The sequence below is a fragment of the Candidatus Eisenbacteria bacterium genome, from assembly GCA_020847735.1.
Taxonomy (GTDB): domain Bacteria; phylum Eisenbacteria; class RBG-16-71-46; order RBG-16-71-46; family RBG-16-71-46; genus CAIXRL01.
This window is the reverse complement of record JADLBL010000012.1, coordinates 94,896-116,398: the sequence shown is the minus strand read 5'-3', so window position 1 is coordinate 116,398 and position 21,503 is coordinate 94,896. Positions and strand designations below refer to the sequence as shown.

The 21,503-nt window shown below is 71.9% G+C and carries 16 protein-coding genes; 15 read left to right on the top strand and 1 reads right to left on the bottom strand.

Annotated elements, in window-relative coordinates:
* Positions 1–100 precede the first annotated feature (100 nt).
* The 9 genes from trpS to glgC all read left to right on the top strand — a co-directional run bounded on the left by trpS (position 101) and on the right by glgC (position 9,583).
* Complete coding sequence (gene trpS, locus IT347_05650) at positions 101–1,138, top strand: tryptophan--tRNA ligase (protein MCC6349060.1); 1,038 nt, start codon at positions 101–103, stop codon at positions 1,136–1,138.
* Entirely contained in the window at positions 1,135–2,070 is a 936-nt protein-coding gene (locus IT347_05645; protein MCC6349059.1) for a segregation/condensation protein A, read from the top strand. Before trpS ends, IT347_05645 begins: the two co-directional genes overlap by 4 nt.
* Entirely contained in the window at positions 2,039–3,016 is a 978-nt protein-coding gene (gene scpB, locus IT347_05640; protein ID MCC6349058.1) for an SMC-Scp complex subunit ScpB, read from the top strand. The genes IT347_05645 and scpB overlap by 32 nt, the downstream gene beginning before the upstream one ends.
* A 23-nt stretch (positions 3,017–3,039) precedes the next feature.
* Positions 3,040–3,534 (top strand): cupin domain-containing protein, encoded by a 495-nt coding sequence (locus IT347_05635; GenBank protein MCC6349057.1) that lies wholly within the window; start codon positions 3,040–3,042, stop codon positions 3,532–3,534.
* 10 nt (positions 3,535–3,544) lie between these two features.
* Positions 3,545–4,861, top strand: a complete 1,317-nt coding sequence (locus IT347_05630; GenBank protein MCC6349056.1) for a pseudouridine synthase — start codon at positions 3,545–3,547, stop codon at positions 4,859–4,861.
* Between the two features lie 351 nt (positions 4,862–5,212).
* Positions 5,213–5,629, top strand: a complete 417-nt coding sequence (locus IT347_05625) for a hypothetical protein (protein MCC6349055.1) — start codon at positions 5,213–5,215, stop codon at positions 5,627–5,629.
* Positions 5,630–5,723: 94 nt separating this feature from the next.
* The gene (locus IT347_05620) at positions 5,724–6,839 is read left to right on the top strand and encodes a hypothetical protein (GenBank protein MCC6349054.1); all 1,116 of its coding nucleotides are present in this window, start codon (positions 5,724–5,726) and stop codon (positions 6,837–6,839) included.
* A 225-nt stretch (positions 6,840–7,064) separates the two neighbouring features.
* Positions 7,065–8,306, top strand: coding sequence for a glucose-1-phosphate adenylyltransferase (locus IT347_05615; GenBank protein ID MCC6349053.1), 1,242 nt, complete (start codon positions 7,065–7,067; stop codon positions 8,304–8,306).
* Positions 8,303–9,583, top strand: a complete 1,281-nt coding sequence (glgC, locus tag IT347_05610) for a glucose-1-phosphate adenylyltransferase (protein MCC6349052.1) — start codon at positions 8,303–8,305, stop codon at positions 9,581–9,583. The genes IT347_05615 and glgC overlap by 4 nt, the downstream gene beginning before the upstream one ends.
* A 75-nt stretch (positions 9,584–9,658) precedes the next feature.
* On the opposite strand, the gene IT347_05605 is transcribed toward glgC, so the two are convergent.
* Positions 9,659–11,329: a LysM peptidoglycan-binding domain-containing protein gene (locus IT347_05605; protein MCC6349051.1), complete on the bottom strand. Its 1,671-nt coding sequence runs from the start codon at positions 11,327–11,329 to the stop codon at positions 9,659–9,661.
* A 287-nt stretch (positions 11,330–11,616) separates the two neighbouring features.
* Between IT347_05605 and IT347_05600 the strand changes: the two genes are divergently transcribed.
* The 6 genes from IT347_05600 (at position 11,617) to purH (ending at position 21,416) form a co-directional block, all read left to right on the top strand.
* The gene (locus IT347_05600) at positions 11,617–14,880 is read left to right on the top strand and encodes a PEGA domain-containing protein (GenBank protein MCC6349050.1); all 3,264 of its coding nucleotides are present in this window, start codon (positions 11,617–11,619) and stop codon (positions 14,878–14,880) included.
* A gap of 114 nt (positions 14,881–14,994) precedes the next feature.
* Positions 14,995–17,400, top strand: a complete 2,406-nt coding sequence (locus tag IT347_05595; GenBank protein MCC6349049.1) for a DNA internalization-related competence protein ComEC/Rec2 — start codon at positions 14,995–14,997, stop codon at positions 17,398–17,400.
* 55 nt (positions 17,401–17,455) lie between these two features.
* Positions 17,456–18,094: a phosphoribosylglycinamide formyltransferase gene (gene purN, locus IT347_05590; protein ID MCC6349048.1), complete on the top strand. Its 639-nt coding sequence runs from the start codon at positions 17,456–17,458 to the stop codon at positions 18,092–18,094.
* Positions 18,095–18,107: 13 nt separating this feature from the next.
* Complete coding sequence (locus IT347_05585; GenBank protein ID MCC6349047.1) at positions 18,108–18,860, top strand: HAD family hydrolase; 753 nt, start codon at positions 18,108–18,110, stop codon at positions 18,858–18,860.
* A gap of 106 nt (positions 18,861–18,966) precedes the next feature.
* Positions 18,967–19,842, top strand: coding sequence for a phosphoribosylaminoimidazolesuccinocarboxamide synthase (locus IT347_05580; protein MCC6349046.1), 876 nt, complete (start codon positions 18,967–18,969; stop codon positions 19,840–19,842).
* Positions 19,839–21,416 (top strand): bifunctional phosphoribosylaminoimidazolecarboxamide formyltransferase/IMP cyclohydrolase, encoded by a 1,578-nt coding sequence (gene purH, locus IT347_05575; protein MCC6349045.1) that lies wholly within the window; start codon positions 19,839–19,841, stop codon positions 21,414–21,416. Before IT347_05580 ends, purH begins: the two co-directional genes overlap by 4 nt.
* Positions 21,417–21,503: the final 87 nt, after the last annotated feature.

Below are 21,503 nucleotides of genomic sequence, written 5' to 3'. Positions count from 1 at the left end.
GGACCGTCTTATAGTCTGCCGCGCACGAAGTCCGGCCAAGCCAAGGAAGGAGTCCCCGTTGACCGCGTCCGCCGCCCGAACGGGCCGCATCCTCTCGGGCATGCGCCCCACGGGCCGTCTGCACCTCGGCAACTACGTGGGCGCGCTCGAAAACTGGGTGCGCCTGCAGGATGCCGGCTGGACCAACTACCACATGGTCGCGGACTGGCACATGCTCACCACCGGCTACGAGGACACGAGCCGGCTGCAGCAGAACACCTGGGACATGGTCCTCGACTGGCTGGCCGCGGGGCTCGATCCCGCCCGCAGCGTGATCTTCGTCCAGTCGGCGGTGAAGGAGCACGCCGAACTGCACCTGCTGCTCGGCATGCTGGTGAGCAAGGCGCGCCTGGAGCGCATCCCGACGCTCAAGGAGCAGATCCGCGACCTGCACCTGGACGAGCAGACGATCTCGTACGGTCATCTCGGCTACTCCGTCCTGCAGGCGGCGGACATCCTGCTCTACCGCGCGACGCACGTGCCGGTGGGCGAGGACCAGGTGCCGCACGTCGAGCTGACCCGCGAGCTGGCTCGACGCTTCAACCACGTCTATTGCCGGGAACGCGAGCCGGTCCTGACCGAGCCGGAGGCGGTCCTGACCGAGTTCGCGCGCCTGCGTGGCCTGGACGGCAGGCGCATGAGCAAGTCGGTCGGCAACACGATCCTGCTCGCCGACGAGCCCGAGGTCCTGGCGAAGAAGATCCGCGAGGCCTACACCGACCCGAAGAAGATCCATCGCGACAGCCCGGGCCGGCCCGAGGCCGACTATTCGGAGCTCGACGCCGAGGGAAAACCGGTGCATGCCGGCTGCGTCGTGTGGGAGTATCACCGCAAGTTCAATCCGTCCGAAGCGGAGTCCATCGCGATCGCGTGCCGCGCCGGGCGCCTGGGTTGCGTCGCCGACAAGAAGCGGCTGACGGAAGTTCTGACCGAGGCCCTGCGGCCGATCCGCGAACGCCGGGAGCGCTGGGCGAAGGACCCCGACGCCGTGCGCGACGTTCTGAACGAGGGCACCCGGCGCGCCCGCGAGACGGCGCGCGAAACCATGGAGCAGGTGCGGAGCGCGATGGGCGTCAAGTCCGTCGTGGAGCCCGAGTGATCGAGGAGCGCGACGACCTTCCGCCCGGAGCCGGTCCGGCCGACGCGACCGCCACGGCGGCGGACGGTGGCGGCAACGGCGGGCGGCCGGCCGGATCCGATGTGCCCCACGACCTTCAGGTCGAAAGCCCGGCGGTTCGCAATCGCGAAGGCGGGCCGCTCGTGCGCGCCCCGCGGCCGACGGTGACGTTCAAGCTGCCGCGTTTCGAGGGGCCGCTCGATCTGCTGCTGCACCTGATCAAGCGCGACGAGATTGACATCTACGACATCCCGATCGCGCACATCACGAAGCAATATCTCGAGACGCTCGAGCTGATGCGCGCGCTCGACCTCGACGTCGCGGGCGAGTTCCTGGTCATGGCCGCCACGCTCATGCGGATCAAGGCCAAGATGCTGCTGCCGCTGCCCCGGTCGGACGAGGAGGAGGACGAGGGCGACCCGCGCGAGGAGCTGGTGCAGCGCCTGCTGGAATACCGCCTCTACAAGGAGGCCTCCGAGTCGCTCAAGTCCCAGGAAGGCGAGCGGCGCGGGCTGTTCGAGCGCGGCATGGTGCCCACCGAGGACGACGCCGGGCCGCTGCCGCTCGCGTCGGCGACGCTCTTCGACCTGCTCGAGGCGCTGAATCGCGTGCTCGCGCGGCGTCCCGAGAGGGTCGTCTACGAAGTCCGCACCGACGTCTACGACATCGAGGACAAGATGTCGTTCATCGCCCGGACCGTCGCCGAGGACGGCCGGCTGCGTTTTTCCGATCTGATGTCGAGCGCCCGGGCCCGCATGGAAATCGTGGTCTCGTTCATGGCGCTCCTCGAACTCGTCAAGCTGGGCACGATCGTGGTGGTGCAGGAGGCGAACTTCGCCGAAATCCTGATCCTCCCGAAGCTGCCGGAAGGAAACGACACCCATGCCTCCATCGAACCTGCGCTCGGCGGTTGAAGCGCTGCTCTTTTCCTCGGACCAGCCGCTGTCCTTGATGCTGCTGGCGGAGGCGCTCGAGTCCGACGCCGGGGAAGTGGCCGTGGCCCTGAAGGACCTCGGCGAGGAGTACGCCTCGCGCGACGCCGGCGTCGAGTTGCGCGAGATGGCGGGCGGCTGGTTGTTCACGACGGCCGCCGGCCAGACCGAGTGGGTGACGCGCATGCTGCGCGGCAAGCGCCGCATGCGGCTGTCGCGCGCCGCGCTCGAGACGATGGCGATCATCGCCTACAAGCAGCCGGTCACGAAGAGCGAGATCGAGGCGATTCGCGGCGTGGACGCGAGCGGCGTGCTGGCGACGTTGCTGGAGCGCAACCTCGTGACCATCAAGGGCCGCTCGACCGTGGTCGGCCGCCCGCTGCTGTACGGGACGACGCCCGAGTTCCTCAACTACTTCGGGCTGCGCGACCTCACGGAACTTCCACGCCCGGAGGAGTTGCGCGCGCTGGTCGCCGCCCGCGAGCCGGAACAGCTCGAGATGCTCGAAATGGACCCGGCGAACGGCATGCCGCTCGCGCTCTCCGCCGGCGCGGCGGCAGGCGTCGCGGTCCCGCTCGAGGCGCCTCCGTCGGATTCGGAGGCCGCGCCGTCGGACGCCTTCTCGCTCGAGGACGCCGACGCGGCGATCGCCGCGGCCAAGTCCGCGCGGGCGGAGGCGGCCCTCGCCATGGCGCGGGTCGCGGAGCCGGCCGGGGCGGTGGAGTCCATGTTCGCCGGCGCGGGCGACCTTGCCGAGTCGTCGGACGAAGAGGAAGAGGAAGAGGAAGAGGACGAATACGACGACGACGAGGACGACGATGACGAATACGACGACGACGAGGATGACGCCGACGACGAGGACGATGAAGAAGTCGGCGAGGGCGACCGTCTGACCGCCCGCCTGTCGGGCGACGACTCCGGCCGGTAGCGGGCGCCGCCGTCCCGGTGCCCATGAACGCCGACGCCGAGTTCTGGGTGCGCACGCTCGACCTCGTGCCGCATCCGGAGGGCGGGGTGTTCCGCGAGACGTATCGTTCGGCCGAGACCGCGGGCGGCCTGCCGGACCGCTTCGCCGGTCCGCGCTCCATCGCCACCGCCATCCATTACCTGCTGCGCGCCGGTGAGCGTTCGCGCCTTCACCGCCTGCGCGCGGACGAACTCTGGCTCTTTCACGACGGCGGGCCGCTTCACCTGCACCTGCTCGGCCCCGGGGGCCACCGGCGGATCGTGCTCGGCCGCGACGCCGCGCGGGGCGAGGCGCTGCAGGGGCTCGTGCCGGCCGGCTGCTGGTTCGGCGCCGAGCTGGCCGCGTCGGCCGATTTCGCGCTGGTGAGCTGCACGTGCGCGCCGGGATTCGAGTACGGTGACTTCGAGCCGGGCCGCCGGGCCCCGCTGCTGGCGGAGTTTCCGAACGAGCGCGCCGTGATCGAGCGGCTGACCGATTGAGGGGACGGACATGACGATTCGCCTGAACAAGCTGCTCTCGAGCCGCGGGATCGGCGCGCGACGCAAGTGCGACGCGATCGTCGCCGAGGGTCGCGTGCGCGTGAACGGGCGCGTCGTCCTGGCGCCCGGAACGATGATCGACGAGCGGCGGGATCGCGTGGAAGTGGACGGCCGCCCGCTGCCGAAATCGCAGAAGCACTCCTACTTCGTGATCAACAAGCCGGTCGGGGTCATCACCACGCTCGACGATCCGCAGGGCCGGCGGACCATCGCGGAGTTCCTGCCGCGCGGGCAGAGGCTGTTTCCGGTCGGGCGGCTCGACGCCGACACGAGCGGACTGCTGCTGCTGACGAACGACGGCGACCTGGCCCATCGCCTCATGCACCCGCGCTACGGGGTCGTGAAGGTGTACCGCGTGCGCCTCGACCGCGAGCCCGGCCCGCGGCAGCTGGAGCGGCTCGCGCGCGGCGTCGAGTTCGAGCGCGGCGTGACGAGCGCGCCGGCTCGCGTGCGGCGCATCGATCCGGGCTTCGACGCGATCATGATCGAAATCGCGATCCACGAGGGTCGCTTCCGGCAGGTGCGGCGCATGTGCGAAGCCGTCGGTCTCAACGTCACGGGCCTTCACCGCGTGGGCTACGGGCCCGTCCGGCTGGGACCGCTCGCGCGCGGCATGTGGCGCGAGCTTGCGGACTCCGAGGTCGAGCGCCTGCGAGCCGCCTCGTCGGAGCCGCGACGCCGCGGCGCACCCGCTTCGGCGCCGGAGCGGCCCGCCCGGGTGGCCCGCCGAACGCCGCCGGCCGCGGGGCGCGCCGCGAGGGGCGCGCGGCGGGACGAGGCGGCCGAGGTGGAGGACCGATGGATTCCGGGAGGCGGCTTCGCACCGGAAGCCGGGGATGCCGGCGGGGCGGAGGAATGGCCCGCGCGCGCGAGCCGGGACCGCGGCGACGAAGCATTCCGCTCGCGGCGTCCGAACGTGGCAGGCCGCGGCGAGTCGCCGCCCTGGCACGCACCCGGGTTCCGGCGCGGACCCGCGAAGGCCGGGTTCCGGGAGTCGAATGGTCCGCGCAGCGGCGCCGGGCCAGGACGACGACGCCGGGAGGACGGTAAGCCCCGACGTGGCGAGGCGCGCGGCGGCGACGCGCGCGCTTCCCGAGCAGACCGCGGCACGGGCCAGGGACGCGGGCCCGCGCGGGCCATTTCACCCCGAAGCGAACGCAGGAGTGGGCCGGAACGCGCGCGCCCACGCCGCGAAGCGCCTCCGCGCAAGTCGGACGGACGCCGAAGCAGACCCGAAGATCGCACGAGACGCCCGCGTAACCGCTGATCTACCATAGTCTGTGGCGGTTGCTTCCAGCGGAGGTTGAAGTGCCGCCGAGCCTGCCGACGGCCGCGTGGCGCCCGGGAACGAATCGTGCGCTGGTTGTGCGCGCCGCGTGAGCTCGAGGACCGCGCCGGAACGCGTTCCAAAGTCTTCCCCCCACAGCGTGCCAGCCGCGCAGGGATGCAGAGCCGGCGACAGCGAGCGCACGTGCGACTCGATCTGCTGCACCCGAGAGCGCCCGAGAAATCCGGAACGGACCACGCCCTTGCCGGGGTAGTAGACGGCGTCGGTGCGGGGTCCGAATCCGTGGCGCCCGCGCGGCGTGGGGTGCGGCCCTCGAGCCTGGCCCTCATCGTGATTCTCGCCCTTTCGCTGCTCGGGCAGGGCGAGCGCTACAGCCTCGATCCGCGTTTCCGTTCGCCGAGCAGCACGCTGCTCAGCTACTGGGGCGCGCTCGCGGGCGGCGACTGCGACGAGGTGCTCGAATGCCAGGCCGAGCTGCGTGACGACCTGCCCATGCCGGGCGCGCTGTGGTTCCTGCCTCCGACCGACGAGTTGTGGCTGGACGGCTTCCGGTCCCTGCCCGTGACGAGCGGGCGGGTGCTGGTGACCTACGAAGTGCATTACCGGCCGACGGGGACGGGCGAGGAGCGGATGTTCCAGACCGGCAGCGAGCTGGTTCGCCTGCGCGGGGAATGGCGCATCGCGCGTCCGATCGGCGAGGCGAGCATGCCCGAATGGAAGCCGGTTCCCGGACCGGTTGACATGTAATCCGGCGGCCTCCTAGGCTGCCCTGTCGCCGTCTTCGCGAGCCTGCAGGGCCGCGGGAAACGTCCTTCAGTGGCCGCGTCACCCGAGGAACAGAATGACCCGCGCGTTCGCCCGCCTGGCTCTTGCCGCCGCTCTCACCGCGCTCCTCGCCGTGCCGGCGTCGGCCACCAAGTACGCCGCGGAGTTCCTCAAGATCCCGGTCGGCGCGCGCGCCGTCGGCATGGGCGGCGCCTTCGCCGCCGTCGCTGACGACGCGACGGCGCCCTACTGGAACCCGGCGGGCCTCGTGTACCTGCCGTACCGCGAGGGCTTCCTGCAGCACGCCGAGCAGTTCGGCAGCCTCGTCAACCACAACTTCGGCGGGCTCGCGATGCCGCTCAAGGCGGGACAGGACCGGCGCGCCGCGCTGGGTGTCACGATGACGTGGGTGGGGGTCAACGACATCCCCATCACGCCCCGGCCGGGAGGGCTGCAGCCGGGACAGTGGCTCGACTACGGCACCGACAACGACCCGCTCACTCCCGGCAACGGACAGGGCAATGGCCAGTGGGATCCGGGCGAGCGGCTGCTGCTGCGCTCCGAGGATCTGTTCATGGCGAGCAGCAACGACATCGCGGTCGGGCTGTCGTACGCGCGCCAGCAGGGCCAGCGCTGGTGCTTCGGGGGCACGGTGAAGTTCGTCCGCCAGAGCATTCCCGACACGATTCCGGGCGAGCACGCGACCTCCTTCGGCGCCGGGCTCGACGCCGGGCTGACCTACATGCCGAGCGACGCGGTGACGATCGCGGCGGTCGTGCACGACCTGACCACGACCTTCATCAGCTGGAACAACGGCGTCCGGGAGTCGGTCGCGCCCTCGATCACCACCGCGGCCGGGTTCAACTTCTATCCGGCCCGGGGGCACGCCCTGACGTGGGCGGTGGACCTCGGCTGGAACTTCGAGAACCGCACGTACGATTCGCAGCTCAAGCTCGGCAGGACGACCGCGGAGCTGCGCACCGGGCTCGAGTACTGGTACCGCAACACCGTGGCGCTGCGTTCGGGAATCGGCGGCAAGGATCTCGATTTCGGGCTCGGCCTGCGCTACCGGCACTTCGGCGCCGACTACGCCGCGGCCCTGAGCCGCTTCTTCGCGGCCGACGACCCCGCGTTCCCGGACGACACGGGGCTCGACGCGACGCACCTCGTGAGCCTGTCCTACAGCTGGTGACCCGCATCCCCTGGTGGCGACGCCCGCGCGGCTCCGAGCCGCGCGGGCGAATCGTTTTCGGCCGCGCCGCAGGTTGACCCGCGCGAGCGGGCGTGACTAGGCTCCGCTCCGAATCGTCGTGTGGTCGCACGGGCAGGGAAGACAGCGTTGCCGGAGGCTCCGATCCGTGCGCCCGCGCGTGGTGCGCGGCTCGGCGGGGGACATGCGATGCGCAACATCATGGCGCTGATCCTGTCGGGCGGTGGCGGCGAGCGGCTCGGCGTGCTTTCGGCCGAGCGTGCGGTGAGCGCGCTGCCGTTCGGCGGCAAGTACCGCGTCATCGACTTCTCTCTGAGCAACTGCTGCCACTCGGGAATCGAGCACGTCGGCGTGCTGGCGCAGCACGCGCCCGCCTCGCTCAACGACCACATCGGCGCCGGGCGGCCGTGGGACCTCGACCGCCGACAGCGCGGCGTCGTGATCCTGCAGCCGTTCCAGACGCGCAGCCACGCCGGCTGGTACCGCGGAACGGCGGACGCGATCGCGCAGAACTGGAGTCTCCTCGACGAGCTCCGGCCGGAGCGCGTGCTGGTGCTGTCGGGCGACCACGTGTACCGCATGGACTATCGCGCGCTGCTGCTGGCGCACGAGCAGCGGGGCGCTTCGGTGACGATGGCGGTCACGAGGGTGGCGGCGGACCAGACGCAGCGCTTCGGCATGGTCACGAGCGATCGCGCGGGGCGCGTGCGCGGAATCGAGGAGAAGCCCGAGCGAAGCGCGTCGCCGTTCGCCAACATGGGCGTCTACGTCTTCGAGTTCGGCGTGCTCGGCGAGATGCTGCGCACGCGTCCGGTGGACCTGGTGCTCGACGTGCTGCGTCCGCTCGTCGAGGCGGGCGAGCGTGTCTACGCGAACGAGTTCACCGGCTTCTGGGAGGACGTCGGCACGGTGGCCTCGTACTACCGCGCGAACCTCGAGCTGGTTCAGCCACAGCCGCGCTTCCAGCTTCACGACGCGCGCTGGCCGATCCTGACCCGTGACGAGGAGCGTCCGCCGATGATCGTCTCCGGGTCCGCCGAGATCGAGGACAGCCTGATCGCGAACGGCAGCCGCATCGAAGGGCGCGTCCGGCGCTCGATCCTGTTCCCGGGCGTCCACGTCGCACGGGAAGCCGAGGTCACCGATTCCGTGGTGTTGCCGGACACCCGGATCGAGGAGGGCGCTCGCGTGGACGGCGCGATCCTCGACAAGTACGTGCGCGTGGGGGCGGGTGCGGTGGTGGGCGAGGGCACGCACGCCGGCCCCGCCGAGCTGGCGTGGCTGGGCGGGCTCGTGCTGGTGGGCAAGGACGCGTGGATCCCGCCCGGCGGCCACGTCGAGCGCCCGGCGTCCATCGGCGTCGGCGGCCGCTACGAGGATTTCCAGGACGGCAGGATTCCGTCGGGCGTGATGATTCCGAACCGGCTCTGGTTCGAGGAGATCCGATGAACCAGGCGCGCTACGCCTTCATTCTCGCCGGCGGAGTCGGCAGCCGGCTCTGCCTGCTGTCCGAAAGGCGCGCCAAGCCGGCGGTGCCGTTCGGCGGCAAGTACCGGATCATCGACTTCACGCTTTCGAACTGCGTCAACTCCGGCATCTACGACATCGGCGTGCTGACCCAGTACCGCCCCACGTCGCTCAATCTGCACATCGGAATCGGCCGGCCCTGGGACCTCGACCGTTCACGCGGCGGCATCCAGCTGCTTCAGCCCGCGCCGGGCGCGTTCCAGAGCGACTGGTACAAGGGCACCGCCGACGCGATCTACCAGAACCTCCAGCATCTCAAGCGCCGGCGCGTGGACGAGGTGCTGATCCTGTCGGGGGACCACGTGTACAAGATGGACTACAACGTCCTGTACGCGTTTCATCGAGCGAATCGCGCGCTCATGACCGTCGCCGTGACCGAGGTGCCGGAGAAGGACGTCAGCCAGTTCGGCATCCTCGAGGCCGAGGCGGGCGGTCGCGTCACCGCGTTCAAGGAAAAGCCCAGGGGGCCGGTGAGTTCACGCCTGGCTTCGATGGGCGTCTATCTGTTCGACCGGGAGGCGCTGATCCGCCTGCTCGTCGAGGACGCGGCGATCGCGGATTCCTCGCACGACTTCGGCAAGGACATCCTGCCGCGCATGATCGCCCGCGACGAGGGCGTCTACGCGTATCGCTTTCCGCGCTACTGGCAGGACGTCGGAACGCTCGACTCGTACTACGAAGCGAGCCTCGCGTTCCTCTCGGACCGGCCGCCGCTCGACCTGCACGACAGCTCCTGGGTCATCCACACGCAGAGCGCGGACCGCCCTCCGGTGCGCATCGAGCACGGCGCGAAGATCGCGCACAGCATGATCGCCAACGGCTGCCGCGTGGCCGGCCAGGTCGTGAACTCGATGCTCTTCCCGGGCGTGGACGTCGCGCCCGGGGCGGTCATCCGAGACAGCATCGTCATGCACGATTCCGTCGTCGGCCCGCGCGCGGAACTGCGTCGCTGCATCGTGGACAAGGAGGTCGAGATCGGGCCCGGCGCGCAGCTCGGTCACGGCGAGGAGCGGGCGCCCAATCGCGCCTGCCCGGAGCACCTGTCGAGCGGACTGGTGATCGTCGGCAAGCGTGCGCGGATTCCCGGCGGCATCACCATCGGCCAGAACGCGCGGATCGGCGCTTCGGTCAGCGAACAGGACTTCTCCGCGCCGGTGCCCTCGGGCGGCGTGGTGGACGGTCCGGAGTCCATGCACTGACGGGCGGCGCCCGGAGAACGCGAAGAGCCCCGCGTGCGGTGGCCGCACGCGGGGCTCTCGTGTCCGGCGGTCGCGTCAGGCCGGCAGCCGCAGGCGCTGACCGGCACGGACGAACGAGCTGGAAAGTCCGTTCGCACGCTTGAGCGCGTGAACCGTCGTGCCGTGCCGTTTCGCGATCGAGGACAGGGTCTCGCCCGCGCGCACGATGTGGCTGCCGCGGGAGGAGCCGGAGTGCTTCCGGACCTTGATCTTCAGCGCGGCGATGCTCGCGCTGTCGGCGGCGGCGTTGGCCAGCGCCGCGTCCTCCGGGGAATGGACCCGCAGCCGCTGGCGCACCCGAAGTTTGCCGGAGTCCAGGTTGTTCCAGGTGCGGATGTCGTCCGCGCTCACGCCGTACTGGGCGGCGATGCCTTCGAGCGTCTCGCCCTTGCGAACGATGTGGTTGACGCGGTCGGAGGCGTCGCTGTTGCCGTCGAGCCGGACGGGCAGACCGATCTTTCGGCTGGGCACGTAGTCGGTGGAGGCGCGCGGATCGTCCGGATCGATGACCGAAGGAGTCGGCGCCTGCGCGGAAGCCGGGATCGTCAGCATCATTCCGCGGCGGAGCGGCTTCTTGCGCGACAAGCCGTTCACGGCGGCGAGTTTCGTGGCGCTCACGGAGTAGTCGTGGGCGATCCCGCCGAGCGTTTCGCCCCGGCGCACGCTGTGGCGCACGGTGAGACTCACCGCCGGCAGCTTCGCGCCCTCGGCAAGCCGCTTCTGGATGAGCCCGCTCCTGCCCTCCGGGACGCGCAGCGTGGTGACGCCGCTGGCGCCGGACAGGCGCGTGGTGCGCGCCGCCGGGTTCAGGTCCTTCAGGTCCTCGATCGAGCAGTCGGCGAGCTTCGCGATCGAGCGCAGGTCCACGGCGCCCTTGAAGGCGACCTCGTCGAAACGCATCGGGTCGTCGAACTCGACCTCGGTGAACCCGTACTTGACCGGGTTGCGGGTGATCGCGAGCGCGGCCATGAACTGCGGAACGTACTGCTCGGTCTGCCGGGGCAGCTTGAGGTCCCAGTAGTTCGTCGTGCCCTGCGACTTGATCGCGCGCAGGACCGTGCCTTCGCCGGCGTTGTACGAGGCCAGCGCGAGTGGCCAGTCGCCGAAAATGCCGTACAGGTGCTTGAGGTAGCGGGCCGCGGCCACGGTCGCCTTTTCGGGATCCTTGCGCTCGTCCACCCACTGGTTGACGTTGAGCCCGAAGAGCCGCGAGGTGGATCGCAGGAACTGCCAGGGTCCCACGGCGGCGGCGTAGGAGCGCGCGTTCATGTTGAAGCCGCTCTCCACGAACACGAGGTGCACCAGGTCGGGCGGCAGGCCTTCCTTCTGGAGCACGGTGCGGAACAGCTCCATGTAGCGGCCGGAGCGCTTGAGCCAGCGCTCGAAGGTGCTGCGGCCGGCGCCGGTGAAGAACTCGATCCACTTGAGGACGTCGGCGTTGACCTGCAGCGGAACGTCCTCGATCGCCGGCTGGTCCAGCATGACGCTGTCGGCGAGCTCGGAATCGGCCTGGAAGGGCCCGGGGACGCTCGGCTCGACGTCGGGCAGGGGAACGACCGGCTCGCTGCGCGCGACACTCGCACTGTCGGGACGATTCGTGTCGGGGAGGGGAGCGGAGCTTTCGGCGGCCCGCAGGCTGGCCGGCAGGATCCCCGTCATCAGGACGGCGGCCAGAAGGGCCCGCCGGAGGGTCTTGCGGTCGGTCATGAAAAGGGTCTCCGTCTGCAGTTCCATCCGCTCGGCGGCAAATACTCGCGAAACCTAGCCCCCGCGGCATGCATCTCGCAACGCAAGGAAGCGTCAACTTGCACTCCGCGGCACCGGATCGCGACGGATTGCCGGGAAGAAAGCCCGGCAGCCGCGCTCAACTCGGCAAGTCCTATGCCACAACCTCGCCTGCCGTTGACACTTGCACGGGCGTTGGCTAGCTTGCGCCAGCGGTTCGCGCACGCGCCCGAGCGTGCGGCAAACGCCAACGGGGAGGGAACCCCAGGATGAGTCTCGCCAGCAGACCGGCATCGAGGTGGGCGGTTTCCGCCCGCACCAACGGTGAAGTTCTGACCGCCGGCATCGGCCGGTCCGAGCTCGAGCTCATGGTCCTCGGGATCCCCTCGGGCTTCAGCCCGCTCGAGATCGAGGGCTGGCTCCACGACCTGGCCGGGGTCGCCGTCGAGACTTCGCGAGCCGACGCGCGCACGCGGGCCATTCCGGCGCTCATCCACCACGCGCTGACCGGACTGCTTTTTTCGCACGCCGAGCTCTGGGACAAGCTGGAAGCACCGCGTCCCTGCTCGAGCGCATTCGTGGACCTGCCCGATGGCGCCGCCTTCGGCTGGTGCGGAGAAGCGAGAGTCCACGTGCTGGTGGACGGCGAACCGGTCGAACCGAAATGGGTCCGTGTGCGGGACGAGGCCGGCAGGGAAGCGAAGGCTGCGGTCTTCGCTCCCGGTGTGGACGTGCTGGTGACGCTCGAGTACTGGCCCGGCGGCGAGGACGGCGGCGTCGCCCCCGCGTCCCTGGAAGCCGAGTGGACGAACGCGGCGGAGGACGACGGGCCGGATCATGAATGGCTCGCGTCCGCACCCGCCGAGCAGGATGGAGCCGCGACGCGCGCCGAGGTGACGCCCGCCTGGTTCGCCTCCGCGGCCGAGGAGACGGCGGGAGGCCGGCCTTCTCGTCCGACCGCTCCCGAAGCCGCGCCGTCGGCCGGCACGCCGGCGCAGACCGAAGCTCCCGCTCCGGCCTTGTTCGCGCCCTATCACGAACTGCCCGAGTCGCTGCCGACGCAGCAGCCCGGTCTTTCGGCGCATGATTTCGACCAGCGCCAGTCCACGCCGTCCGTGTGGCCGTCTTCGGGCGTTCCGGAACTGGTGGTGCCGATGCCCACCCGGCCGGAGACGCCGGGCGTGGAGTACGCCTCGCCGCCGGCCGGCGACGAGTTCGAATCGTACGCGCCCGAGGCGCCGAACACGCCCGCACCGGCGGATTCCCGGCCGGCCTCGTCCTCCGCTTCCCCGTCACTGGCCGCGCGCGCGCCTTTCCATTCCGCGCCAGCGGAGCCTGCCCCGGCACCCGTGGAGCGGTTCGAGGCTGCACGAGAGTCGGCCGCGCCGAAAGCCGCGCATCCCGTCGCTCGCTGGCTCGCGCGTGTGATGAAGTGGGGAAAGCCGGATCGCGTCGTGCCCGAGGCCGGGACGGAGCAACCGTCGGTCGGCGGCGATGCCCCTCCGGTTTCCGCCTACGATGCCCTGCTTTCCGAGTCCGTGCCCCCGACGCCCGCCGAGCAATCGGCGATCGAGTTCGCACCCTCGCCGGTTTCGCCGCCGGCGTCCCCGACCGCGCGCGCCGGATTGCGTCCCGCGGGCCTCTCCGACGTGCTCGGTTCGCACGCCGCATCCGCCGGCAGCGCGTCGCCAGCGTGGCGCGAAGCGCCCGCGGCCCCGGCCGCGCAAGCGCCGGCGAGTCCGCCCTCGGGCTCGATCGCGATCAACGAGAAGCTGCAGGCGCTTCTGCGCGAAATCGAAGCGGCCGAGTCAGGCGCCATGCCGCAGCTTTCGCCCGAGATCCCGGCCGATCGGGCGGCGAGTCCGCTGGAGATCGACCATGAACCGGTCGGCGCCGACGAGTCGTTCGGGATTCCGCCGCTGCCGTCCGCACTCGCCGTCGGCCCGCCCGAGGAGGATCGCATCACGGCGATCCCGCCGCTTCCGATCGGGCGGGTGGTCACCTATCCGCCGCCGCGACCCGTCCCGGTCGCTCCACCTCAACCTGCCGCACACGCGCCTTCGTTCGAGCCCACGCCGGGCGAGGTTCCGCAGGGCGCACCGTCCGCCGCTGCCGCCGGCTCACCGCCGGGTCTGAACGTCACATTGCCCGGGCGCGAGACGGGTGCCTTTGAACCCATCGTCCTCGAACGCACGGCACCGCCCGAGGGCCCGCCGCAGGCGACGGACTGGGCGGGGCCCGGGAGCTTCGATCCCTCGTTCGTCGGTCCGCCCGCGCCGGCCGCGCCGGCGGAAGGGGTCGAACCGGAAGCGCCCTTCCCCGTGGTCACGCGCCGCGCCCGCTCGCTCGAAGGCCCTCAGCCCGTCGCGACGGCGAAGTTCGGGATGCCTCCGCATTCGGGTCTCTGGGCTGCCGGCATCGTCACGGTCTTCCTCGTCGGCTGGCTGGTCGGTGGTTTCGCGAGCCCCGGCGCGGACCGCGGCGGACCGGTGATGGCGGCGCTGCGGGCTCTCGGCATCGGCGGCGCGCACTACAGCGTGTCCGTGAACAGTTCGCCGGGAGGCGTACAGATCGAAGTGGACGGCAAGCCACAGACGTCGCTCACCCCGGCGACGATCGAACTGCCCCCGGGCGAGCACGTCGTCCGTCTCGTCATGCCGGGCCTGGGTGCGGTCGAGGTGCCCGTCAAGGGCCGCCGCGGCGAAAAGCTCTCCATTGACGAGTCGCTCAACGGCAGCCTCGAGATTCTCGATACCGACGCCAACGTGCCGATCGCGGTCTCCATTGACGGCAAGAGCGCGGGGTACGCGCCGCTGCGGGTCGAGAGCATCGCGCCCGGCCTGCACGAAGTCGGGTTCACGGGACCCGGCATGCCCGCCTGGGCCCAGACGGTCCAGGTCGGCGTGCGCTCCGGCGCGCAGATGATCGCCCGGCCCATGACCGCCCCGGCCAATGGCGTGATCCAGGTGCAGGCGACGCTCAACGACGAGCGCGGCGCCTCGCCGCTGTCCGGCGCGCAGGTGTACGTGGACGGCGACCTCAAGGGCGTGACGCCGCTGTCCGTCGAGCTGCCGCGCGGCCCGCACAGCCTGCGCGTGACCTGGCGGGGCGAGACCGCGCCGATCCAGGTGATCGACCTGCCGGGCGGCAACCAGCGCTTCGCCGCGTTCAACTTCGGGCTCGATCTCGACGCGGCGCGACTGACCCCGATCGGCAACACGCGAACCTTCCCGGCCGGCCAGCCGAAGGTCGTTTCGGCGGCGGTCGAGGGGCTGGCGGCGTCCGACATCCACGAAGCCTGGCTGCACGTGCGGACTCCCGAGGGCCTGTGGCGGCGATACGAGATGACGCTGCTGCGCAGCGGCGCCGGACTGGTCGTGACCTCGGTCTTCCCCGACAACGTCTTCGACAAGCAGGGGACGACCCGCTGGTACCTGCGCGTCGTCTCGCAGCAGGGCGACGAAGTCTTCTCCGAAGTGCAGCGCTCCAGTCTCGCGCCGGCAGGCGGGACGTCGTCGCGATCACAACCCTGACGCCTTCGTCCACGCCGTCACCACCTGCGCCGCCCGCGTCCCGCGGGCGGCGCGCTTCATTCAAGCGCGGGGCGCGCCGGCACGACGGCACGCTCCTCGCCAGCGCGCGCGGCGATGGGAGGGCGAACCTTCGTTCCGCTGGCGGTGGCGCTCTGGAGCGGCCTCGTGCTCGCCCGCGGCGCCGGTGCCGGCGGAGCGCTCCTCCTGCTGGTCGCCGCGGCGGCGCTCGCCGCGCTCGCGCTGCGGGCGCCGCCGCGCACCGGCGCGCTGATCGTGGCGATCGTCGCGCTGCTCGTGGGCGGCGCGCGCGGGGCGGCAAGGCAGGCGCGACTCGAAGCGCAGCTCGCGGGCCTGCCGGCCGCGGCGGTGTTCGCGCGCGGTGTGTTCGTGCTCGAGGAGCCGGCGCGGCGCGAGGCGGGTGAACCGGTCGCGCTGGCCCGCATCGTCGCCTCGGCGCCGTCCCTGCCGCTCGGGGCGCGGGTGCGCCTGCGGCTGCCGCACGGCTGCTCCGCCGACTGGGGCGACACCGTGCACGCGCTGGTGCGGCTCGAGCGCTTCGCGGGCCAGCGCAATCCCGGCGGCTTCGACGCGGGTCGCGCGGCGGCCTCGGCGGGAGCGGTCGCGCTCGGGAGCGCCTACGGAGCGCTCGTGCGTCCGGCCCGCGGCCTCGTGAGCGTGCCGATTCGGCTGGCCATGCGCGTTCGTCGCGCGATCGAAGCGGCGCTGGAGAAGGGCGCGAGCGCCGGCGCCCGGGAACTGGCGGCTCCACTCCTCTTCGGCGATCGCAGCGCGATGACGCCGGAGACGGACGCACGCCTGCGCGGCGCGGGACTCGTCCACCTGCTGGCGCTCTCGGGACTGCACGTCGTCTGGCTGGCCGCGGTGGTGCGCGGTGGCGTCGCCGCGCTGCGTGGGGGCCTGGCCGCCCGGGCCCTCGCGGGCGCGGCGTGCGCGCTCGGCTACGCGCTGCTCGCCGGCCCGCTGCCGTCGCTGCTGCGCGCCTGCGCCGGCGAGTGCGCGGCGGCGGCGGCGCGGCTGACGCAGCGCGCGCTCGATCCGCTGCAGGCGTTGTCCCTTTCGGCCTTCGCCCTGCTCGCGATGCGGCCCGGCTGGGCCGACGATCTCGGCTTCCAGCTCTCGTGCGCGGCGACGCTCGGGCTCGTCACGTTCTCCGATCCGCTGCTCGCGCCGCTCGAGCGCCGGCCGCGCGCCCGGGCGCTGGCCGTGCCGGTCGCGACGACGCTGGCCGCGCAGCTGGCCGCGCTGCCGCTGCTCGTCTCGCGCTTTCACGCGCTGCCCTGGACGGGCGTCGCCGCGAATCTCGCCGCGGTGCCCGTTTCGGAGCTGCTGCTCGCCGCGGCCTGGCTCGGTGGAGCGCTCGAGGCTGCGCTGCCGGGAACGGGGACGATCTTCCTGCGCGCGTGCGAGCCGCTCGCCGGCGCCCTGCAGGCGATCGCGGCGTTCGCTTCCTCGCCGAGGCTCGCGCTGCTTCCCTGCGGAGGGAACCCCGCGTTGCCGCCGCTCGCGGCCGCGTCGGTGGCCCTGCTCGCCCTCGCGTTGCCGGCCGCACGCCCGCTGGACGCCGGGCTCCGGGGGCGTTCGCACGCGCGCAGCGTCGTGGCGCGTCTCGGCGCGCTGCTGCTGGCCGTGGCGCTGACGGGCTGGTTGTTCGCGGCGCCGCTTGCGCCGCCGCCCGGCCGCTGGTGGCTGGTCGCGGTGGATGTGGGGCAGGGCGACGCGCTGGCGATCGCCTCGGAGGGTCGCTGGTGGCTCGTGGATGCCGGGCCGAGGACGGCGCGCTGGGACGCGGGCGAGGGGAGCGTGCTGCCCTTCCTGCGCTGGGCGGGTGTGCGAAGACTGGAGCGACTGGTCGTGACCCACGACGACGGGGATCACACCGGCGGCGCACCGGCCGTGAGGCGATCGCTGCTCGTGAAGGAAACGCTGGCGCCCTGCGAGCGACCCGGGGTGCGCGGTCCGGCATGGCGCTTCGCGGCGCGCACGCTGGCGCGCGGCGACGAACTGCCCGGGACGCCGGCCTTCCGCGTGCTCTGGCCGCCGCGAGCCGGGGCGGCGGACGAAGCCCTCGCGCGTCGCGGCGACAACGCGGCCGCGCTCGTCCTCGAGATCGGCGAGGGGCGTGGTCGTGCGCTGCTGGCGTCCGATGCCGACAGCCTGGTCGAGACGGTGCTCGCCTGCGTCCCCGTGGTGGCGGTGCTCAAGGCGGGGCACCACGGCTCGGGCAGCTCCACCGGTTCCGCGCTTCTCTCGCGGATTCGGCCGGCGCGCGCGCTGCTCTCGGTCGGTCGAAGAAATGCCTACGGTCACCCGGATGCCGGGGTGCTGGCGCGCCTCGCGCGGATCGGAGCCGTGGTGGACCGGACTGATCGCGGCGGCGCGGTCTGGTACGAACTCTCGGCGGCGGGCGTGCGCAGGCTCGACTGGCGACAGGGCGCGCCGGCTCGTGGCGCACCCGATCCCGCACGGCGGGTCGCGGTCCGTCCCGATCCGCGGCGATGAGCGTGCGCACGCGGCCCTCCTTGCCGGTGCGAGCGCCGTCACGCTAGATTGCGGCGTGCCCGCCTCCAGCCCGGTCCGCATCGCCGTTTTCGCTTCCGGCAACGGCTCCAACTTCGAGGCCCTCGCCGCCGCCGCCCGGCGCGGCGAACTGGGCGGCACGATCGTGGCGCTGCTCAGCGACAACGCCCACGCGCCGGTCCTCGAGCGCGCCCGGCGCCTGGGCATCGAGGCGCTGACGCCGCCCACGGGGTCCTTCCGCACGCGTCTCGAGGACGAACGCCCGTGGCTCGAAGCGCTCGCGCAGCGCGACATCAGCCTCGTGCTGCTCGCGGGTTTCATGCGGCGCCTGCACGCGCCGATGCTCACGGCGTACGCCCGACGGTTGCTCAACATTCACCCTTCGCTGCTGCCGGCGTTTCCGGGGTTGGACGCGATCGGCCGTGCGTGGCGCCAGGGCGTCAGCGTGACGGGCTGCACGGTGCACCTGGTCGAGGACGCGCTCGACGCCGGCCCGATCGTGGCGCAGGCGAAGGTCGCGGTGGTCCAGGGGGAGAGCCTCGAATCGCTGGAGGCCCGGATTCACGAGGCGGAGCACTCCCTGTACCCGCGGGCCGTGCGCCGGTTTCTCGGCGAACCGTGGACCGTCGCCGACGGCCGGCTCGTCTTTCACGCGAAGGAAGCGGCGCATGAGTGAGTCGGACAGGGGTTTGGCTCCAGCGCTTGAAGCGGTCTTCTTCGATGCCGGCGGCACGCTCGTGCGCATCGATTTCGAGTGGATCGGCGAAATGCTTCGCGGGCTGGGCGTCGAGGCGGACGCCGAAGCCGTGCGCCGGGCGGAAGTTCGCGGGCGGCGCATGTACGACGAATCCGCCGCCCGACGCCGGCCGCGGGCGGGTGACGTGCCGCCGAACGCCGCCACGCTGGATGCGCTCGAGGCGTACTACGCCGGCATGCTGGAGGGGGCGGGCTGCCGGCATCCGTTGCTCGAGGAGGCGCTCGCCGCGGTGCACGCGCGCCAGGCTTCGGACGCGAAATTGTGGTCGCGGGCCAACGAAGGCGCGAGCGACGCGATCGCCGGGGTGCTCGCACTGGGCCTGCGTGCCGCGTGCATCAGCAACTCCGACGGACGCGCCGAGGAGCACCTCGTCGAGAGCGGGACGCGGACCGGGCTCGAGTTCGTGGTGGACTCGCAGATCGTGGGTGTCGAGAAGCCGGATCCGGAGATCTTCCGGATCGGCCTCGCGCGCATGGGCGTCCCCGCGGAGCGGGCGCTGTACGTGGGCGATCTCCGCTCGGTGGACGAGGCGGGCGCCCGCGCGGCCGGAATGCACTTCGTACTTCTCGACCCGTTCGGCGATTATGCCGGTGGTTCGGTCCCGAGCATCCCGTCGATCGGCCGGCTGCCGCGACACCTGAGCGAACGTTTCGCCACACCTGCCGGCAGCGACCCGGTTCCCTGAGCAGCGCGATCACCTGAACGGCCGTCCCGCGAGGCGGCGGGAGGAGAACGTGAACGACATCGCCCCCATCGCCGTTGCCCCCGAAGTCCTCGAAGTCCGCAATGCCGTGCCGGACGTCGAGGTTCCCGGCGCGAAGCTTTTCCGGCGCGGCAAGGTCCGGACCGTCTACGAGGCGGGACCCGACCACTTCGTGATCGTGGCGAGCGACCGCCTGTCGGCGTACGACTCGATCCTGCCGACGCCCATTCCGGGCAAGGGCGCGATTCTCTCGCTCATCAGCGCGTTCTGGATGAAGCATCTCGCCAGCGCCCGGCCCCATCACCTGGTCTCGGACGACGCGGCGATGTTTCCGTCCCCCTTTCGCGAGCACGCCGCGCGGCTGCAGGGGCGCGGCCAGCTCGTGCGGCGCGCCCAGCGCATCGACATCGAGTGCGTGGTTCGCGGCTACCTGACGGGCAGCGGCTGGAAGGAGTACCAGCGTTCCCGAAGCGTCTGCGGAATCGCGCTGCCCGCGGGCCTGCGCGACGGCGCGAAGCTCGAACCGGCGATCTTCACGCCGGCGACCAAGAACGACACCGGCCACGACGAGAACATTTCGTTCGAGACCCTGTGCGGGATCACCGGTCGCGCGACCGCCGAAGCGCTGCGCACGCGAAGCCTGGCCCTCTACGAGGAAGCGCGGCGCTGGGCGTGGGACCGGGGCCTGGTGCTCGCCGACACCAAGTTCGAGTTCGGCCGCGTGGACGGGCAGCTGACCCTGATCGACGAAGCGCTCTCGCCCGACTCGTCGCGCTACTGGGACCGGACGGAGTACGAGGCCGGCCAGCTCCTGAGCTTCGACAAGCAGTACGTGCGCGACTGGCTCGACCGCAGCGGCTGGAATCACGAGCCGCCGGCTCCCGTGCTGCCCGCCGAAGTGGTGGAGAAGACGCAGGAACGCTACCTCGAGGCGATTCGCAGGTTGTCGGGAGGGCCTCGATGAACGGTCCGTCGCCGCGGCCGGCCGCGCCGCGGACCGCGACGCCGGGATGGCCGCGCGCGGCGCTGCTGTCGCTGTCGGACAAGTCGGGGGCCGTGGCGTTCGCGCGCGCACTGGCCGGGGGAGGCACCCGTCTGCTCGCGAGCGACGGCACCGCGGCGCATCTGCGGGAGGCGGGCGTCGAAGTCACCGCGGTGGAGCAGTGGACCGGTTTTCCGGAGATGCTCGGCGGGCGGGTGAAGACCCTGCACCCTCACGTCCACGCGCCGATCCTGGCGCGGCGCGATCGGCCGGAGGATCTCGCGGCGCTGGCGGCGCGCGGGCTCGAACCCATCGACCTCGTGGCGGTGACCCTGTACCCCTTCGAGGAACGCGCCGCGCCGCTCGAGGACGCCGGCATGATCGAGGAAATCGACATCGGGGGCGTGGCGCTGCTGCGTGCCGCGGCCAAGAACCACGAGGGAGTGATCGTGGTCCACGACGTCGCGCAGTACACCGAGGTGCTGGAGTCGCTCGCGCGCGGCGTGACCGCGGAGGACCGCCGCCGCTGGGCGCTCGGCGGGTTCACGCGGACGGCCCGCTACGACGGCGCGATCGCCGCCGAGCTCGCGCGCCGCCTCGGACCGCCCGGCGAACCCCCGGCGACGCACGCACTCGTGCTCGAGCGCGCGCGGACGCTTCGCTACGGCGAGAATCCGCACCAGGTCGCGGCGCTGTACGCGCGCGGCGGCACGTTGCACGAGCTGTCCGCCTGGCGCGAAGGCAAGGAACTCTCGTACAACAACCTGCTCGACCTGGAGGCGGCGGTCTCCCTCGTCTGGCGCTTCGAACGCCCCGCCTGCGTGATCGTCAAGCACAACCAGCCCTGCGGCGTGGCGTGCGCCGACACGCTCGAGGACGCCTATTCGCTGGCCCGCGACGCGGACTCCCTGTCGTCGTTCGGCGGCATCGTGGCCTTCAACCGCACGCTCGACGAGGCGACGGCGCGGGCGCTGCACGACCAGTTCGTCGAGTGTATCGCCTTCCCCGGGATCGAGCCCGCGGCCGACGCGGCGCTGCGCGGCAAGAAGAACGCCCGCCTGCTGCGTCTGACGGCGGCAGACCTGGCCTGCGCCGATCCATGGGCCGTGCGGCTCGTCGGCCCGTGGGCCCTGCTCCAGCGGGGCGAACCCGGCGCGCCGCCTCCGTGGCGCACGGTCACGCGGCGCGCTCCGGACCGCGAGGAGTCGGAGTCGCTGCGGTTCGCCTGGGAAGTGTGCGCCGCGGCGCGTTCGAACGCCGTCGTGCTGGCGCGCGGCGAGGAGCTCATCGGCCTCGGCAGCGGCCAGACCTCGCGCGTGGATGCGGTGGACGTCGCGCTCATGAAGGCGCGCCGCGCCGGGCACGACGTGCACGGCGTGGTGCTGGCGAGCGACGGCTTCTTCCCGTTCGCGGACAGCGTCACGCATGCGGCCGAGGCGGGGATTCTCGCGATCGTCCAGCCGGGCGGTTCGGTGCGCGACGCCGAGGTGATCGCCGAAGCCGACCGGCTCGGCGTGGCCATGGTGTTCACCGATCGCAGGACGTTCCGCCATTGAGCGGCCGCGCCCGGGTGGCGGCCAAGCAGACGACCCGGAAGCCCGCCGCCGCGAAGCGCACGGGCCCCGCGAGGAAGGCCTGAGCCG

Bases quoted from the DNA above. Each gene is read 5' to 3' on its own strand.
- trpS (MCC6349060.1), top strand. From the start codon at position 101: ATGCGCCCCACGGGCCGTCTGCACCTCGGCAACTACGTGGGCGCGCTC.
- scpB (MCC6349058.1), top strand. From the start codon at position 2,039: ATGCCTCCATCGAACCTGCGCTCGGCGGTTGAAGCGCTGCTCTTTTCC.
- IT347_05635 (MCC6349057.1), top strand. From the start codon at position 3,040: ATGAACGCCGACGCCGAGTTCTGGGTGCGCACGCTCGACCTCGTGCCG.
- IT347_05630 (MCC6349056.1), top strand. From the start codon at position 3,545: ATGACGATTCGCCTGAACAAGCTGCTCTCGAGCCGCGGGATCGGCGCG.
- IT347_05620 (MCC6349054.1), top strand. From the start codon at position 5,724: ATGACCCGCGCGTTCGCCCGCCTGGCTCTTGCCGCCGCTCTCACCGCG.
- glgC (MCC6349052.1), top strand. From the start codon at position 8,303: ATGAACCAGGCGCGCTACGCCTTCATTCTCGCCGGCGGAGTCGGCAGC.
- IT347_05605 (MCC6349051.1), bottom strand. From the start codon at position 11,329: ATGACCGACCGCAAGACCCTCCGGCGGGCCCTTCTGGCCGCCGTCCTG.
- IT347_05600 (MCC6349050.1), top strand. From the start codon at position 11,617: ATGAGTCTCGCCAGCAGACCGGCATCGAGGTGGGCGGTTTCCGCCCGC.
- IT347_05595 (MCC6349049.1), top strand. From the start codon at position 14,995: ATGGGAGGGCGAACCTTCGTTCCGCTGGCGGTGGCGCTCTGGAGCGGC.
- purH (MCC6349045.1), top strand. From the start codon at position 19,839: ATGAACGGTCCGTCGCCGCGGCCGGCCGCGCCGCGGACCGCGACGCCG.